This window comes from Pseudoalteromonas sp. SG43-1 (assembly GCF_014164415.1).
Classification (GTDB): Bacteria; Pseudomonadota; Gammaproteobacteria; order Enterobacterales; family Alteromonadaceae; genus Pseudoalteromonas; species Pseudoalteromonas distincta.
In genome coordinates, this window is the sequence record NZ_JACJFD010000008.1 from 39766 (window position 1) to 57794 (window position 18029).

Below are 18029 nucleotides of genomic sequence, written 5' to 3' on the forward strand. Positions count from 1 at the left end.
CCGCATAGGCGAGGATTTTATCATTTAAAATTAAAAGTTATATTCTATGTAAAATAGAATTACTGACCTTTAACTTCTTTAAGACCGTTGTACGGTGCTTTATCACCTAATTGCTCTTCAATACGTAGCAATTGGTTGTACTTTGCAACACGGTCAGAACGGCTCAGTGAACCTGTTTTGATTTGACCTGCAGCAGTACCCACTGCTAAATCAGCAATTGTTGAATCTTCAGTTTCACCAGAACGGTGAGAAATAACAACAGTAAAACCAGCATCTTTAGCCATTTTGATTGCAGCTAAAGTTTCAGTTAAAGAACCGATTTGGTTAAACTTAATTAAGATTGAGTTAGCAATACCGTTGTCGATACCACGTTTTAAAATCTTCGTGTTAGTTACAAATAAATCATCACCTACTAATTGGATTTTATCACCCATTAGTTTAGTTTGGTGTGCAAAGCCATCCCAATCAGACTCATCAAGACCATCTTCAATAGAAACGATTGGGTACTGATTAGTAAGATCTTGTAAGAAGAAGTTAAATTCTTCAGAAGTGAATTTTTTACCTTCACCCTTAAGGTCGTAGATGTTTGCTTCTTTGTCGTAAAACTCAGATGCAGCACAATCCATCGCTAAAGTAATATCTTTACCTAGCTCGTAACCTGCGTTTGCAACAGCTACTTTGATTGCAGCAAGAGCCGCTTCGTTAGATGCAAGGTTAGGTGCAAAACCACCTTCATCGCCAACCGCTGTTGAATGACCATCAGCTTTAAGCACTTTAGCAAGGCTGTGGAATACTTCAGCGCCCATACGTAGGCCTTCGCGGAAGTTTTTAGCGCCAACAGGTTGGATCATGAATTCTTGAATATCTACAGAGTTATCTGCGTGCTCACCACCATTGATGATGTTCATCATTGGAAGTGGCATAGAGTAAACACCTGGTGTGCCATTTAAGTCAGCAATATGTTCATAAAGCTCAACTTTTTTAGACTGTGCAGCTGCTTTCGCAGTTGCTAGTGATACAGCTAAGATTGCGTTTGCACCTAATTTTTCTTTATTTTCGGTACCATCTAAATCTAGCATCACTTTATCAACAGCGTTTTGATCTAATGCATTTTGACCAGCTAAAGCATCAGCAATTTCTTTATTAATATAACCAACTGCTTTTAATACGCCTTTACCTAAGTAACGTGATTTATCACCGTCGCGTAACTCTAATGCTTCACGAGTACCAGTAGATGCGCCTGAAGGTGCTGCTGCACGACCCCAAGAACCATCTGCTAAATGTACGTCTGCTTCAACAGTTGGGTTACCACGCGAGTCCATAATTTCGCGACCGATTACTTTTACGATTTCTGACATCTTGATTCCTCTATATTCCCAAAATGGTGAGTTCAGCTAACTTTACTACGTTTTATATAGCTTAGTCAGCCCTTAAAACAAAAAAGCCGTGCAATATGCACGGCTTTTAAAATTACGAATTCGCTTTTTGGTGGATGTGCGCAGCTGCTACAAACCCTTCAAATAACGGATGACCATCACGTGGCGTTGACGTGAATTCCGGATGGAACTGCGCGGCAATAAACCATGGGTGATCTTTATTTTCGATAATTTCTACCAGTTTTTTATCTTCTGATAAACCAGTAAAGCTTAAGCCTGCTTTTTCAAGTATTTCTACGAAGTTATTATTTACTTCGTAGCGATGACGATGACGTTCAACAATTTCGTCGCTGCCATATACTCCATGTACTTTAGAACCAGGCGTTAAATGACACTTTTGTGCGCCTAAACGCATAGTGCCACCTAAATCAGATTTTTCGCTACGTGTTTCAACATTACCTTCAGCATCTAGCCATTCAGTAATTAAGCCAACTACAGGCGCTTCTGAATTTGCATTAAATTCTGTAGAGTTTGCATCCGTTAAACCTGCAACATTACGTGCATATTCAATTAATGCTACTTGCATCCCTAAACAAATACCTAAGTATGGTACTTTATTTTCACGTGCATATTTAGCTGCTAAAATTTTACCTTCAACACCACGTCCGCCAAATCCACCCGGTACTAAAATAGCATCTAAGTGTGAAAGTAATTCAACACCTTTGCTTTCTAAGTCTTGTGAATCTACGTATTCAATGTTGATTGTTAGGCGGTTTTTAAGACCCGCATGCTTTAATGCTTCGTTAACCGATTTGTACGCATCTGGTAATTCAATATATTTACCAACCATACCAATGGTCACTTCACCCGTTGGGTTAGACTCTTGATAAAGTACTTGTTCCCACTCAGCTAAATCAGCTTCTGGTGGATCTAAGTGAAAACGACGACATACAAAGTTATCTAATTCTTGTGTTTTTAATAACGCAGGAATTTTATAAATGCTGTCTACATCGGGTAGTGAAATAACCGCTTTTTCTTCTACGTTTGTGAATAATGAGATTTTTGCACGCTCATTATTAGGTAGTTTACGGTCTGAACGACAAATAAGAATATCTGGTTGAATACCTACTGAGCGTAACTCTTTAACAGAGTGCTGAGTTGGTTTCGTTTTAACTTCACCGGCAGGGCCTAAAAATGGCACTAGCGTTAAGTGAATAAATAGCGCGCGTTCGCGGCCAATTTCAGTTCCCATCTGACGAATTGCTTCAATAAACGGTTGTGATTCAATATCACCTACAGTGCCGCCAATTTCTACAATAGCAATATCATAACCTTCAGCACCGTCGTATACACGCTGCTTAATATCGTTAGTGATATGTGGAATAACCTGAATAGTAGCACCTAGGTATTCACCACGGCGCTCACGACGTAATACGTCTTCATATACACGGCCTTGTGTGAAGTTATTACGACTAGTCATTTTGGTACGGATAAAACGCTCGTAGTGACCTAAATCAAGGTCAGTTTCTGCGCCGTCTTCTGTAACGTAAACTTCACCGTGTTGAATTGGGCTCATTGTGCCTGGGTCAACGTTGATGTAAGGATCCAGCTTTAAAATGGTAACATTTAAACCACGGGCTTCTAAAATAGCGGCCAGTGAAGCTGCGGCAATACCTTTACCCAACGAAGAAACAACTCCGCCAGTAACGAAGATAAATTTTGTACTCATGCGAACCCTAGAATATCAGGAATTAAAAGGAATATAACACCCAAAGAAGAGCCTAAGGGTATATCATCAAGACGGGGCGAAATTGTACCAAAACACTGCTTATCAATCCAGCTAAAATTAGCTAATACGCGCACAAAAAATGTGCACTATTTAACATTAAGCCTATTTTACTTTTTTAATCGCATCCCACGCACTATCCATCTCTTCAAAGGTTGCTGTATCTAAGCTTTTACCTTGCGCATGCAAATAAGCGTTTACCTTTTCAAAACGCGCTGAAAACTTATCATTTGCGCTACGAAGCAGTTGTTCGGGATCTCGTTTAACATGGCGTACAACATTAACAGTGGCAAAAAGTAAGTCGCCGAGCTCTTCCGCTGTATGATCAGATAACGGGTCTTGCTCAATCGCTTCTTTTACTTCAAGCACTTCTTCACTCACTTTATCTAGTGCACCATGATACGTTGGCCAATCAAAGCCAAGGGAAGCCACGCGTTGTTGAATTTTTTTGGCTTTGCTTAAGCTTGGCATATTGCCAGGGATATCTTGCCAAAAAGAAGGGGATTCGATTTGCGCTTTAGCACTTCGCTCCTGTGCTTTGATTGCTTGCCACTGCTGCGATAATTGATCGTCTGTTAGCTCTTTTTTTTCACCAAACACATGCGGGTGACGACGGGTAAGCTTATCGTTTAATTGCTCTACTAGATCATTAAAATCAAATAGATTTTGCTCTTGTGCAAGTTGCGCATAAAAAACTATTTGAAATAGCAAATCACCCAATTCACCTTTAAGCTCATCTAAGTTGCCTGATTCAATACAGTCGGCAACTTCGTACGCTTCTTCTAGCGTATGCGGCACAATAGATTTAAAATCTTGCTTGAGATCCCACGGACAACCGCCCTTGGGATCTCGCAGTGTTTTCATTATGCTAAGAAGTTGTGTAAGCGCTGTATTATCATTCATGATTAATGACCACGCTTGGCATCATGTACACCTTCAATTTGGTGTAATTTAGAAAGAACACGGTTAGTACCCGATAAGTCATGTACTTCTATTTGCATTGTAAATATAGCTAACTGATTATCTTCAACCGTATTTACGTTCATGTTTAAAACATTTACTTTTTCGTTAGCAAGTACTGAGCTTATATCGCGTATCAACCCTGAACGATCGGTGGCTTCTATTTTAATACTTAGTGCGTACGAGCCGTTAATATCATCTGACCAACTTACCGAAATAACACGCTCAGGATGCTGGTTTTTTAAGTTATTAAACGAATCACAGTCTTCCTTATGAACACCTATTCCTCGACCTTGGGTTATATAACCTATTATTTCATCGCCAGGTACTGGGCGACAGCACTTGGCTACATGGCTCATTAAGCTGCCAACACCATCAACCACAATGCCGTTTTTATCACCAGTTACTTTACTTGGTGCTTTAATGCGAATAACCGGCTCATCTTCTGTCCGATCACTTACAAAGTTAAGCATTTGATTGAGGCGAACATCGCCCGCACCAATCGCAACCATTAAGTCATCCAGCTCTTTAAAGTTAAAACGCTTAATGGCTGGCTCTAAATCTTTATATGTTAAATTGAGCTTTTGTAGTTCGCTGTCGAGAATTTCTTTCCCCGCACTTAAGTTTTTGTCGCGGTCGAGCTGTTTAAACCAGTGGTGGATTTTAGCTCTAGCACGGGATGACTTAATGTATCCTAATGACGGGTTTAACCAATCACGACTTGGATTTGGTTGTTTTTGGGTGAGTATTTCTACCTGATCCCCTGTTGTAAGTTGATGCGTAAACGGCACTATTTTGCCGAATATTTTTGCACCAATACAACGATGCCCCACATTTGAGTGGATGTAGTAAGCAAAATCAAGCGGTGTAGCGCCAAGTGGTAAATCGATAATATCGCCGCTTGGGGTAAATATATATACGCGGTCTTCTACTACTTGGTTTTTAAGCTCTTCTGCTAAATCGCCACCATCAACCACTTCTTCTTGCCATTGGAGTAGTTTACGCAACCAGCTAATTTTTTGCTCATAACCCGAGCCGCGCCCTGGTAATGCACCTTCTTTGTACATCCAATGTGCAGCCACCCCTAACTCAGCATCTTGATGCATGTCGCTGGTACGAATTTGTATCTCTACCGTTTTACCTTCAGGTCCAAATACCACGGTATGAATTGACTGATAGCCGTTTTGTTTTGGGGTTGCTACATAGTCGTCAAACTCTTTATTAAGATGACGCCAATTGGTGTGCACAATGCCCAGCGCACCGTAGCAGTCTTGCAATCGTTCAACGACGATACGCATTGCCCGAATATCAAAAAGCTGATCAAACTCGTAGTTTTTTTGCTGCATTTTTTTATAAATGCTGTAAATGTGCTTAGGACGGCCATAAACCTGGGCCTCTATGCCCGCTTCACTTAAACGATTTTTTACTTGCTCAACCATATCTTCCATGTAGGCTTCGCGTGTAAGACGTTTGTCGTCAAGTTGTTTGGCTATGCTTTTATAGGTGCCTGGGTGCAAATATCTAAACGATAAATCTTCCAGTTCCCATTTTAATTGCCCTATTCCTAATCTGTTTGCCAATGGTGCAAAAATATCAGCCGTTTCTTTAGCGGCAATGACGCGGTCTTCTTCATCCGCATTTTTTACATTGCGTAAATGACATACCTGCTCGGCAAGCTTAATGACCACGGCGCGCACATCTTCAACCATGGTTAATAACATTTTTCGAATATTATCAACTTGCATAGTGCCTTTACCTTGATGCGATAAAGTACTAATAGTGGCCATTTGTGCAACCCCAGTTAACAGCATGGCTATGTTATTCCCAAGCTGCTCTTCGATGGTTTCAAGCGATATTAAGTCGTTTAAAAAATACGGGGTTAAATACGCAGTAGCTAACGATTCGGGGTCGAGATTTAGCTCAGCTAAAATTTCAACCATTTCGATTGCAGTAGTTTGCCTGCTTTCACTATCACATTTTACGCAGAGCGCTTGGGCTTTAGTAAGTAGCTCTGTTTTTTCTTCAGACAAGGCAAGAAATGAAAGCCGAGTGCTAAAATCTGTTGTCTCATCTTGTTGATGTGATTGTCGTGTAGCTACCATAATGCGTTCTACCTCCGTTGAAATAACGCCATAGTTTCAATATGCCCTGTATGAGGAAACATATTCATTAGCCCAATTTTATTAAGATCAAAGCCAGCTTGTGAAATAATTGCGCTGTCACGGGCTAAAGTAACAGGGTCACAAGAGACATATAAAATAGTTTTAAACTGCTTTAAAGGTAATTGCTCTAATACAGCTATTGCACCAGTCCTAGAAGGATCGAGTACAAGCACATCTAAGTTTTTGCTAAACCATGGGGCGCTCTGTATGCTTTGGGTTAAATCAAAGCAATGAAACTGCGCATTGGTAATAGAGTTAGTTTGCGCATTTTGAGCAGCCATTGCAACCGCTGAAGTCACACCTTCTACACCAATTACAGATTTTGCTTGTTTTGCTAACACTAATGAGAAATTACCAATACCACAAAATAAATCCAATAAATTTTCATCACCTTTTAAATCAAGCCAATTTGCAGCTTGCTTTAACATAGCTTCGTTAACTTGCGCATTTACCTGAATAAAATTACCTAAACCAAATTCAAATTTTAGATCAAATTCTTTAAGATAATAAAATGGCATGGCTAAGTGTGAATGTTCTATTGCATCGCTCTCGCTTTGCCATACAATTTTAAACTGCTGGCTTTTTGTTATGTGCTCAACCAAAGCCTTTGTATCATCATTAATTGCTTTAGTGTGACGAATAACAACAAAGTTTTGTTTATCACTTTGGCATAACTGTAAATGGCTTATACTGTGCAGTGCTTTGTGTTGATTAATTAAATCATCAAAAAGTGTGAAAACATCTGTAAATACTTCATCAAGTACTGCACATTTATTAATACTCACAATATTTTTTGAGCCACTTGCTCTGTAACCCACGCGCATTTTTTTAGCTGCTTTATCAAACATAACAGCTATACGAGCGCTGCGTCTGTAATGCACAGGTTTACTTAATAATGGGGTTTGCCAGTTTAAGCTGTTTAATTTAGCAAACTTACTAAATAACTGAGTAACTGCAGTTTGTTTTTCTACAACTTGTTGGCTTACTTCTAAATGCTGTAATTGGCAACCACCACACTGATTATAGTGCTCACAAAAAGCATCTACTCTTGATTCACTCGCTTGAATAACTTTAGTTACTTTTGCACTACTGTATTTAGCTTTATCTTCGACGAGTGTTGCTTTGACTGTTTCGTTTGGTAATGCACCGCTTACAAAACATACTTTATTGTTATGTTTAGCAATGCCACGCCCTTGATGATCCATTCCCGTTATAGTCAATTCTAGTGTTTGTTGCTTTAACGGTTTTTTTTTCGCTTTAAAAATTTGCGCCATTAGGCATTACCTTAACTTTATTTATGAAGCACCTATATTTAGATGCTTTAGAATGCGTGTTGAACCGTATATACTCAAGTCATACTAATAACGATAAAACGCTCTCATTATGACCAAATTAGGCTTACGCGATTCTGTTTTAACACTGACCCTGATCCCAACGGTGATCATAGGATTACTACTTGGTGGCTATTTTACAATAAATCGTTACATTGAGCTTGATGAAATTTTATATCAGCAAGGCACTACTATTTCAGAGCCCCTTGCTATTGCGCTTGAGCAACCCATGCTCGAAAAAAACAAACAGCTATTGAATCGCCTTATAAGCTACACGCATAACAAGCACTCCCCTACAATTAAGTCGATTGCTATTTTTGATAAAAATAATGCGCTATTAATGACCAGTAATTATCACCGCTCATTTGAAAAGTTAATTAATCAAAAAACGCTCATAAATTTAAAAACGACCCGTGTGCAAAAATCAGATGAGCTTGTTACATTTTTCACACCCATTATTAACCATACAAGTCACGACTCTAAATGGGATCCATCGGCTTTTCAGTCATCTTTGGGCACCGTTATTATACAGCTAAACAAAGACCAAGCAGTTATAGGGCAGCAACGTGCTTTATTAATTAGCGGTATTGTAATTATTTTATCGTTGGTATTTGCAGCAATTTTAGCTTTAAGGTTAAGCCGCATGTTTATGACGCCGCTTAATAAGTTAGTACTTGCAACCGACAAGTTAGTCGAAGGTAAAAGAAGTACTGGCCTTAACGACAACATGATAGGTGAATTTGAGCTATTACGAGAAGGCTTAAACACCATTGCTCACACTATGGTGATGCAAAAAGATGAAATGCAAAAAAATATTGATCAAGCAACGAGTGACTACCGCGAAACACTAGAACAATACGAAACTTCAAATATAGAGCTCTCGTTTGCAAAAAAAGAAGCTCAAGATGCTAACCGTGTAAAATCAGACTTTTTAGCTAAAATGAGCCACGAACTCCGTACTCCGTTAAATGGTGTTATTGGATTTACACGTCAGCTTTATAAAACACCGCTGAATAAACATCAAAAAGATTATCTTGACACTATTATGCTATCAGCAAATAGTTTAATGACTATTATTAGCGACATTCTAGACTTCTCCAAACTAGAAGCGGGTGCAATGGAACTTGAGTCGATTCAGTTTCAACTTCGTGATGCTGTAAATGAAGTAATGACACTACTCGCTCCTAGCGCACACGATAAGCAATTAGAGCTATCCATTTACATTAACCAACAAGTACCGGATGACTTAACAGGCGATCCCACTCGCTTTAAACAAGTCTTAATAAACCTGTTAAGTAATGCGATTAAATTTACCGAAAAAGGCTCTATTAAGGTCGACATAAGCCATCGGTTACTCGACGACGAACGCACTTCTTTACTTGTGTCAGTAACAGATACTGGCGTGGGTATACCTATGGATAAGCAAGACTCTTTATTCACTCCATTTGGGCAAGCAGACTCAAGCATTACACGTAAGTTTGGTGGTACAGGCCTTGGTCTTATTATTACCAAGCATATTGTTGAAGCAATGAGTGGTCGTATAACGTTAAATTCTGCGCCTGGTAACGGTACCTGCTTTACATTCAATAGTGTGTTTAGTTTGCCAAATCACGTATTTACAAATGACTTACCGACTAAATCGCTCATTGGTAAGCGTATCTTATATTTAGAGCCACATGAGCATACGCACCATGCCGTACTTTCGTTATTAACCCAGTGGGAATCAAACGTTACGGCATGCTTTAACGAAACTAGCTTTTTAGACGCTATAAAAAATACTGAACATAAATATGATGTTTGCTTAATTGGCCATATGGCATCAGTTGATGATATGCAGCAACTAAAAAGCTATGTAAAAGCCGTACGTGAATCTACTGATTACTTATATTTAATGCTTAATACTGTATCGCACAATATGCGAGAAGCCTTTATAGGCAGCGGAGCTGATGCATGTTTAAGTAAGCCACTTAATCACCGTAAGTTATGTGAAGTACTTGCAGCACCTTACAGACTTGACCACCCGACTCATAATATTGAACAAAACGATCAAGCTCTACTGCCGTTAAAAGTATTGGTTGTTGATGATAACGATGCTAATTTAAAACTTCTCCATACTTTGTTAAGTGAACAGATTGAAGTAATAGAAACGGCTCATAATGGTTCACAAGCATACAGCTTAAGTAAAAGTCATAAATACGACATAATTTTTATGGATATACAAATGCCAATTATGGACGGTATAACCGCATGTAAGCTTATACAAGAATCATCACTTAATGAAGATACACCCATTATCGCTGTAACGGCACATGCCCTTCAAAGCGAAAAAGAGCAACTGTTAAAAGATGGCTTTAAAGGCTATTTAACTAAGCCTATTGATGAAGATATGCTTAAACAAATTATTAGCGACCATAGTCCACAGACTCCTGTTAATCGTGACAAAGCTAAGACAGATACACCACAAAGTCCTGCACCATTTCAAAGTAGTAGAATTGATTGGGCACAAGCCCTGCAGCGTGCTGGCGGAAAGAGCGAGTTAGCGCTAGAGATGCTTAACATGCTACTTTTAAGTGTCCCTGAGACCCTTACATTACTTGCTAAAGCAATAGAGAGTAACGATTGCCAACAAGTGTTAAGTATTGTCCATAAGTTTCATGGTGCATGTTGTTACACTGGTGTACCTAAACTTAAATCACTCGCAGAAACAATCGAAACATCGCTTAAAAATAAATGCTTGTTAGAGAATATTGAACCTGAATTATTTGAGTTACAAGATGAGCTTGAAAACCTACTTGCAGATGCAAGTGTGACCGAACTACAAAGATAAGCTTTGAATTTTAGATACAAAAAACGCGGTATTTACCGCGTTTTTTAATTAAGCTTTTTAAATGCTGATGTTTGCTTATCTTACATTCTTGCTTCAATCATTAATCGTTTCATGTCGCGTACGGCTTTATCAAGCCCATCTATAGCTGCACGAGCAATAATAGCGTGACCAATATTTAGCTCATAAATCTCAGGCATTGCAGCGATTGGTTTCACGTTATGATAATGAAGACCATGGCCAGCGTTAACAATCAAACCTAAGCTTGCTGCGTATATGACACCTTCACGAATGTGCTCTAACTCTTTGTGTAAATCAGTATCATTTGTTGCATCGGCGTACGCGCCTGTGTGTATTTCTACATAAGGAGCACCACATTCTTTGGCTGCATCTAACTGTGCTTTATCTGCATCAATAAATAGCGATACTTTAATACCCGCTTCGGTAAGCGTTTTTGTTGCTGCTTTAATTTTATCTATATTACCGGCTACGTCTAAGCCACCTTCGGTAGTTAATTCTTCGCGCTTTTCAGGTACTAAGCACACGTACTCAGGTTTTACTTCAAGCGCTATTCTTATCATTTCATCGGTAACAGCGGTTTCAAGATTCATACGAGTTTGAATGGTTTTAGCCATTACATAAACGTCGCGATCTTGAATATGGCGTCTGTCTTCACGTAAGTGAATCGTAATACCGTCTGCGCCTGCATGCTCTGCTACACTGGCTGCATGAGCGGGATCTGGATAGCTTGTTCCACGCGCTTGGCGAATTGTTGCAATATGATCTACGTTTACACCCAAAAGAATATCTTTCATTTTCTTACCTGTAAAATTACGTTTATTGAGAGGCCATAAATAGCTCGCGGCTTTTTAATGGTTTACTGCCTAATAAGGGTTTTAATAAATAGCGACTTAATTGCTTTGCCATATATAGCACATCATTTTGGCTAAAGTCATGATTTGCTATGGCGTTGAGTTGTTTGCCACTAAATCCAGAACGTGTATCTTCTTGTACTAAAAAACCAAGTTCGGGGAAATAACTATACGTCTGCTTTTCATCTATTGGTTCACCACTGGCGTCAAAACTAAAATCCACGCCATAACCGAGTAATTCCAATAGTTGAAACTCGTATGAGCGAAGCACCTCTTGTAAATTAGCCCCGCTGTTTAGGTTTGATAGATGAGTTTTATATAGCTCAAATACTTGTTCAATTGGCTCGTTAACAGGAACGATACGATTTGTAAGCTCATTTAAATAAAAACCACAATAAAGCTCATCACCTTTTAAAAAGTGCGAGTTCCCATGCAGTTCAAACTTATTGATATATTTTAAATCGTACTTGCCACTGTAATTAACAAGCAGTGCCTGAAACGGCTGAAGTTGTGCTTTATGTTTAGTGGCCTGGCGACCACTAATTCGGGCCAGCATTCTTAACTGACCAACGCCTTCTACAAGCATATCTAACATTACTTGGGAGTCACTATAAGGACGCCGATGTAATAAATACGCGGTGTAGAAGTCGCTATCCATTCACTAAGCTACTGCTTGGTTTAGTCTTCACTGTAACCTAAGCTTCTTAGTGCACGTTCATCGTCAGCCCAACCCGACTTAACTTTAACCCAAAGCTCTAAAAACACTTTGTTATCAAGCATTTCTTCTATGTCTTTACGGGCTTCACGGCCAATGGTTTTTAGCTTTTCGCCTTTATTACCAATAACCATGCGTTTTTGTGTTTCGCGCTCAACAAGAATTAACCCGTTGATATGCCAAATACCGTTGTCTTGCCATTTAAACTGCTCAATTTCAACAGTTACAGAATACGGCAATTCTTCGCCCATAAAACGCATTAGTTTTTCACGAATTACTTCAGCTGCCATAAAGCGCATTGAACGGTCAGTTACATAATCTTCCGGAAAGTAAAATTCGCAAGGAGGTAAGCGTTTAGTTACTTCTGCTTTGATTAAATCAACATTTTTACCTTGCGTTGCCGATACTGGCATAATTCCAACAAAATCAAACTTGTCACTTAACCACTTCATATGAGGCAACACAAGGTCACGGTCTTTAACTTGGTCTATTTTATTAATAACCAATAATACCGGCTTACCACTTTGCGATACTTTATTAAGTACCATGTCGTCATCGGCATTCCAATGAGTGCCCTCAACTACAAAAATAATAAGCTCAACATCGCCGATAGAACTAGACGCGGCACGGTTCATTAAACGGTTAATCGCACGTTTTTCTTCAACGTGTAGACCTGGTGTATCTATGTATACCGCTTGGTGTTTACCTTCGGTATGAATACCCATAATACGATGACGGGTGGTTTGTGGTTTACGTGAGGTAATACTCACTTTTTGCTCAATAATTTCATTAAGCAAAGTCGACTTACCTACGTTTGGGCGCCCTACAATAGCAACCATTCCACAAAACGTATCTACATCACCTTCATGAGGCTGTATTAGGGTATCAAGGTTCATTTTTAAGTATCTTCAATGCTTTTTCAGCAGCTTTTTGTTCGGCTTTACGGCGCGAGCTACCTACAGAAATTATGCTATCCATTCCATCAACAATACATTCGACCGTGAATGTTTGATTGTGTGCTTGGCCTTTGGTATCAACCACAGTGTAACCCGGTAAAGATAATTTACGGGCTTGCAAATACTCTTGCAGCAGGGTCTTCGGATCTTTTTGGTTAAGCCCTGGTGAAATAGCATCTAATCGTGATTCGTACCATGACAATATAAGATCGCCACAGCTATCAATACCTGAATCTAAAAATGCAGCGCCAATAATAGCTTCTACTGCATCAGCAAGCGTTGACTCGCGACGGAATCCGCCACTTTTAAGCTCGCCCGGCCCTAAGCGTAAATAATCGCCTAGGCCAAATTCAAGACCAAACTCGGCAAGTGTTTGACCACGCACAAGCGTTGAGCGCATGCGGCTTAAATCGCCTTCACGCGCTTTAGGAAATTTGGCATAAAGTGCATTGGCAATCACAAAGCTTAAAATAGAGTCGCCTAAAAATTCTAGTCGCTCATTATGCTGGCCTTTGTGGCTGCGGTGCGTCATTGCTTGCTCAAGTAAACCTTGATCGGCAAATTCATAGCCAATTTTTTTATATAATTCTGTTACATTTTTTTTCATCGTTACTGAATATTACCTAGGCGCTCAAAGCGAACACCAGTTGGAACCCATCCTGGTAAAATATCATCAGGGCCATTCTCAAATTCAAAACTCATCCATATAAAGACAGCTTTACCCACCAAGTTTTCTTTTGGTACAAAGCCCCAAAAGCGACCATCTTGGCTGTTGTCGCGGTTATCACCCATCATAAAATAATGATCAGCAGGAACAGTCCATTCATCAGAAGGCGTGCCCGGTTGCTGGTAGTAACGCCCTTTTCTCTCAGGCGCTTGTGGGTTGATTAATATATCATGCGTAACTGTTGTTAAATTTTCATTTACACGAGCTAGAGGCATTGGGCCTTGTTTAAATTCGTTATCATTAATTAGTTTAAAATCAATTTTATTGAATTCATTACATAAAAGCTCACCCTGCTGGGTTTCGCCTTCTTTACAATTTGGCTGAATATATAAACGTTTATCGCGATAAACAATTTTATCGCCAGGTAAACCAATTGTACGTTTAATATAGTCAACATTTTCATCTAAAGGGTATTTAAAAACAACAATATCACCACGCTCAGGCTGCCCAATCTCAACTAATTGAGTACGCCAAACAGGGTCTTTTATTCCATATGAATACTTTTGTACTAAAATAAAATCACCTACTAATAATGTAGGCATCATTGAACCGGATGGAATTTGAAACGGTTCAAAGATAAATGATCTAAAAATAGTAATTGCTGCAATCATCGGGAAAATCGACTTTGCTGTTTCTGTTAGTACTGGTTCTGGTGCAATTAATGCCGCAGTTTCTTCATCTAACGGAGCTCCAGCAGACGTTTGCGCTATCGCTAAGCGCTCCTGCCTTTTTGGGGCGTACATTAAGTGATCTATTAACCATATTAAGCCTGAGCCTAAAGTTAATAACACCAATAAAACTGAAAAATAACCAGCCATTTATAATCCTTTGTTTTTATTTGCCAACTTTTAAAATAGCTAAAAACGCTTCTTGAGGCACTTCAACATTACCTACTTGCTTCATACGTTTTTTACCATCTTTTTGCTTTTTAAGTAGCTTTTTCTTACGGCTCACATCACCACCGTAACACTTAGCAATTACGTTTTTACGTAATTGTTTTACCGTGGTACGGGCAATAACATGTTGTCCGATAGCAGCTTGAATCGCTATATCAAACATTTGACGTGGGATAAGCTCTTTTAACGCATCAGCTAACTGGCGACCACGAGACTGTGCACCATCTCTGTGAACAATTATCGCAAGTGCGTCAACGCGCTCACCATTGATTAAAATATCAACACGCACCATATCTGATGTTTGAAAGTGTTTAAAGTTATAATCAAGCGACGCAAAACCACGGCTAGTAGATTTTAATTTATCAAAGAAGTCCATCACCACTTCAGCCATAGGTAGCTCGTAAGTTACAGCTACTTGCTTTCCGTGATAAGTCATTTTTGTTTGGCTACCACGTTTTTCAATACACAAAGTAATAACGTTACCTAGGTATTCTTGTGGTACCAAAATATTAGCTTCAACAATCGGCTCACGAATCTCTACAATATCGTTTACTGCAGGCAAATCAGATGGATTATCAATCTGAAATGTACCTTCTTTAGTAACTATCTCATAGATTACCGTAGGTGCTGTTGTAATTAAATCAATATCGTATTCACGCTCTAAACGCTCTTGAATGATTTCCATGTGTAGCATACCTAAAAAGCCACAGCGGAAACCAAAGCCAAGTGCAGTTGAATTCTCTGGTTCAAAGAATAACGACGCATCGTTTAAGCTTAATTTATTAAGTGCATCACGGAACGATTCATACTCATCTGATGCAATTGGGAACATACCCGCATAAACCTGAGGCTTAATTTTTTGAAAGCCAGGTAAGCGAAGTGGAGCTGCATTTTTTTGATGAGTAATAGTGTCACCTACTGGCGCACCATGTATCTCTTTAATACCAGCAATAACAAACCCTACTTCACCTGTTCTTAAAATACCGGTGTTGGTTTGCTTAGGAGTGAACACACCTACTTGGTCGGCAGTATGTATATGCTCGTTCGACATTATTTTTATTTTGTCGCCAGTGCGTAATTCACCGTGCTTAATACGCACTAGTGATACAACGCCTTGGTATGGGTCAAACCAAGAATCGATAATAAGTGCTTGTAAAGGTGCATCTTTGTCGCCTACTGGCGGCGGTACATCTTTAACAATCATTTCAAGAACTTCGGCAATACCTACACCTGTTTTAGCGCTACACTGCACTGCATCAAGGGCATCAATACCAATAATCTCTTCAATTTCTTCTGCAACACGTAAAGGATCCGCTTGCGGTAAATCGATTTTATTAAGTACTGGAATTACTTCTAATTCCATTTCAATAGCGGTGTAACAGTTAGCTAGTGTTTGTGCTTCAACGCCTTGGCCTGCATCAACAACAAGCAACGCGCCTTCACAAGCAGCTAAAGATCGTGAAACTTCATACGTAAAATCAACGTGTCCTGGAGTATCAATGAAATTAAGTTGGTAGGTTTCGCCGTCGTTCGCTTTGTAATTCAACGTTACACTTTGCGCTTTAATGGTAATACCACGTTCGCGCTCAATATCCATTGAATCCAAAACTTGTTTTTGCATTTCACGGTCGGTTAAACCGCCACAAACTTGGATCAAACGATCTGAAAGGGTCGATTTACCATGGTCAATATGGGCGATGATCGAAAAATTACGGATATGCTTCATAAACTGGATTCTATACTTCTATTTTAATGGACTAAATATGAATACCTAAGTGACTTGAAAATACTTGCTTTAGGATGCCATAAGCTAGATTTGTATATAACAAACTGTACTTACGCTTTTTAAGATGGGTTACAACCATTTTATGTATTGAATAACAATAAGTTATATTTACTTAACTTAAATAATTCAGCCAGATAAAATAATTTAAAAAACCACGATTCCCTGTATTTCCAAGTTACTTTGGTATAAAACGGCAATTTTACATTTAATTGGCGTCAATCACCATCTATTTGAGTTAAAGGGATACTAATTGGGTGAATTTTTATAACTTTTATATCGTGCTTTAGAGATTTCACGCGAGTTTTAGCTATAAAAAAGCCAGTAACGCCACCTAGAGCAGCAGCTAAAATCTGCCAGCCTTCGGAAGCTATAAACAATTGCGCCGCAACAAATGCAAAAACAAGACTCAAAAGGAGCGGTAGCATGTAAACCGCAAAAGCATGCTTAACGACATGACTATCATCTAGTGACAAAGTGACCTTTTGCCCTATTTCTACTGAGGATTCAAATTTATAAGGAAAGGTTTTTTTTGCAGTGCCAAATAATTTACTAAACACTTGTGAGCCGCAACGACCATTGCAGCCTTCACAAGCTTGTTTTTGCTGTGCTTCTAAATGAGCAATGTGGCCATCGAGGGCCACAACAGTGAGGGTTTGTTCAATCATAACAATCCTTACGGAATCGTCTATAGTGCGCGGGTAACTGACTCTGCAATCGCTTTTGCGGTCATACTCGGTACATTACCAACAACCGATACATCAAAATTACCGCCATTATGCACATATACTGTCGTTGCACCAGAAGTGAGTGCTCCACTTAAACGCTTACCTGGTAATGGGCGCTGAATAAATACAGAAACCTCAACAAAACCATCAGAGAACAAGTAATAATCAGTTAACTCGTTATTTAAATCGAGCTTATGTCTGTCTGATTTTAGCAACTCAAAGCCATCTGGTAACCAGCTAATTTTCCAATTAGTGGCAGTACTATCTTCATTTATAAGTGCATCGTTTGGCAAAGGCGTTGGAAAGTTTCGATTGAGCACTTCAACTAGCATACCGGCTGGCTGCTCTGTCACACTAATATGTGTAAGCTGTAACTGCTCTAAGGCTTCACCTTCATGGTTAACGTACGCGGCTTTTAGCAACAACGACGATTCCATATCCAGCCAAATCCAATAATTATATTTATACTCGTCTTTAGATTCAATGCGAACAAGTTGCGCTGCGCGCCCTGCAATACGCCCTTTGCCGCCTAGTACAAAATCATAGTGCGCACTTAAGCGATCTATATCTTTAAATAGTACTTCAGGGATTGGACCTGCTATTGAATCTGTTTTTAGAGAATATGGTTCAGACTGAGGTTCAAAATAAGTAACTTGATTATCGATACGGACCATTTCAAGCCCAGCACCGTTAAGTAAACTTAAATGCTCAAGTTCGGTGTCACCTTGTAAAGCATGCACCCATCGGTAGGGTTCCATTGTTTTACCTTTGACAACCACAAACGAGGCGTCAAAATTACGGGTGTGAACGGCATTAGCCATTTTGAGTAATAAATCTTTGGCAGGATTTGTGTCGTTGGCAAATGCATTAAAGCTTACTACCAACGACAGAACAAAAGTGATTACTTTCATTT

The 18029-nt window shown here is 39.3% G+C and carries 14 protein-coding genes; 1 reads left to right on the forward strand and 13 read right to left on the reverse strand.

Annotated features, from left to right (window positions below):
• Window positions 1-59: 59 nt before the first annotated feature.
• The 5 genes from eno to rlmD all read right to left on the reverse strand — a co-directional run bounded on the left by eno (window position 60) and on the right by rlmD (window position 7558).
• Window positions 60-1358: a phosphopyruvate hydratase gene (eno, locus tag H5159_RS08055; protein ID WP_002958706.1), complete on the reverse strand. Its 1299-nt coding sequence runs from the start codon at window positions 1356-1358 to the stop codon at window positions 60-62.
• A gap of 112 nt (window positions 1359-1470) precedes the next feature.
• On the reverse strand, window positions 1471-3105 hold the full coding sequence (locus tag H5159_RS08060; protein WP_033020682.1) for a CTP synthase: 1635 nt from the start codon (window positions 3103-3105) through the stop codon (window positions 1471-1473).
• A gap of 162 nt (window positions 3106-3267) precedes the next feature.
• On the reverse strand, window positions 3268-4065 hold the full coding sequence (gene mazG, locus H5159_RS08065) for a nucleoside triphosphate pyrophosphohydrolase (protein WP_182672525.1): 798 nt from the start codon (window positions 4063-4065) through the stop codon (window positions 3268-3270).
• Window positions 4066-4067: 2 nt separating this feature from the next.
• Window positions 4068-6224 (reverse strand): GTP diphosphokinase, encoded by a 2157-nt coding sequence (gene relA, locus H5159_RS08070; protein ID WP_024594977.1) that lies wholly within the window; start codon window positions 6222-6224, stop codon window positions 4068-4070.
• Window positions 6225-6232: 8 nt separating this feature from the next.
• The gene (gene rlmD, locus H5159_RS08075; RefSeq protein ID WP_182780117.1) at window positions 6233-7558 is read right to left on the reverse strand and encodes a 23S rRNA (uracil(1939)-C(5))-methyltransferase RlmD; all 1326 of its coding nucleotides are present in this window, start codon (window positions 7556-7558) and stop codon (window positions 6233-6235) included.
• 109 nt (window positions 7559-7667) lie between these two features.
• Here rlmD and barA point away from each other — a divergent pair, with 109 nt between their 5' ends.
• Entirely contained in the window at window positions 7668-10442 is a 2775-nt protein-coding gene (gene barA, locus H5159_RS08080; protein WP_182737195.1) for a two-component sensor histidine kinase BarA, read from the forward strand.
• A gap of 80 nt (window positions 10443-10522) precedes the next feature.
• Here barA and pdxJ read toward each other — a convergent pair whose 3' ends face one another.
• The 8 genes from pdxJ to H5159_RS08120 form a co-directional block, all read right to left on the reverse strand.
• Window positions 10523-11254, reverse strand: coding sequence for a pyridoxine 5'-phosphate synthase (gene pdxJ / locus H5159_RS08085; RefSeq protein ID WP_182780118.1), 732 nt, complete (start codon window positions 11252-11254; stop codon window positions 10523-10525).
• 22 nt (window positions 11255-11276) lie between these two features.
• A complete protein-coding gene (gene recO / locus H5159_RS08090) occupies window positions 11277-11969 on the reverse strand; it encodes a DNA repair protein RecO (protein ID WP_002958713.1) in 693 nt (230 codons plus the stop codon).
• A gap of 20 nt (window positions 11970-11989) precedes the next feature.
• Window positions 11990-12922, reverse strand: coding sequence for a GTPase Era (gene era, locus H5159_RS08095; protein ID WP_002958714.1), 933 nt, complete (start codon window positions 12920-12922; stop codon window positions 11990-11992).
• Complete coding sequence (gene rnc, locus H5159_RS08100; RefSeq protein WP_002958715.1) at window positions 12912-13589, reverse strand: ribonuclease III; 678 nt, start codon at window positions 13587-13589, stop codon at window positions 12912-12914. Before rnc ends, era begins: the two co-directional genes overlap by 11 nt.
• Before the next feature lie 2 nt (window positions 13590-13591).
• Window positions 13592-14527: a signal peptidase I gene (lepB, locus tag H5159_RS08105; protein ID WP_182711521.1), complete on the reverse strand. Its 936-nt coding sequence runs from the start codon at window positions 14525-14527 to the stop codon at window positions 13592-13594.
• Window positions 14528-14543: 16 nt separating this feature from the next.
• A complete protein-coding gene (gene lepA, locus H5159_RS08110) occupies window positions 14544-16331 on the reverse strand; it encodes a translation elongation factor 4 (RefSeq protein WP_002958717.1) in 1788 nt (595 codons plus the stop codon).
• A gap of 275 nt (window positions 16332-16606) precedes the next feature.
• On the reverse strand, window positions 16607-17056 hold the full coding sequence (locus H5159_RS08115; RefSeq protein WP_024594973.1) for a SoxR reducing system RseC family protein: 450 nt from the start codon (window positions 17054-17056) through the stop codon (window positions 16607-16609).
• 20 nt (window positions 17057-17076) lie between these two features.
• Complete coding sequence (locus H5159_RS08120; protein ID WP_002958719.1) at window positions 17077-18027, reverse strand: MucB/RseB C-terminal domain-containing protein; 951 nt, start codon at window positions 18025-18027, stop codon at window positions 17077-17079.
• Between the last annotated feature and the right edge of the window lie 2 nt (window positions 18028-18029).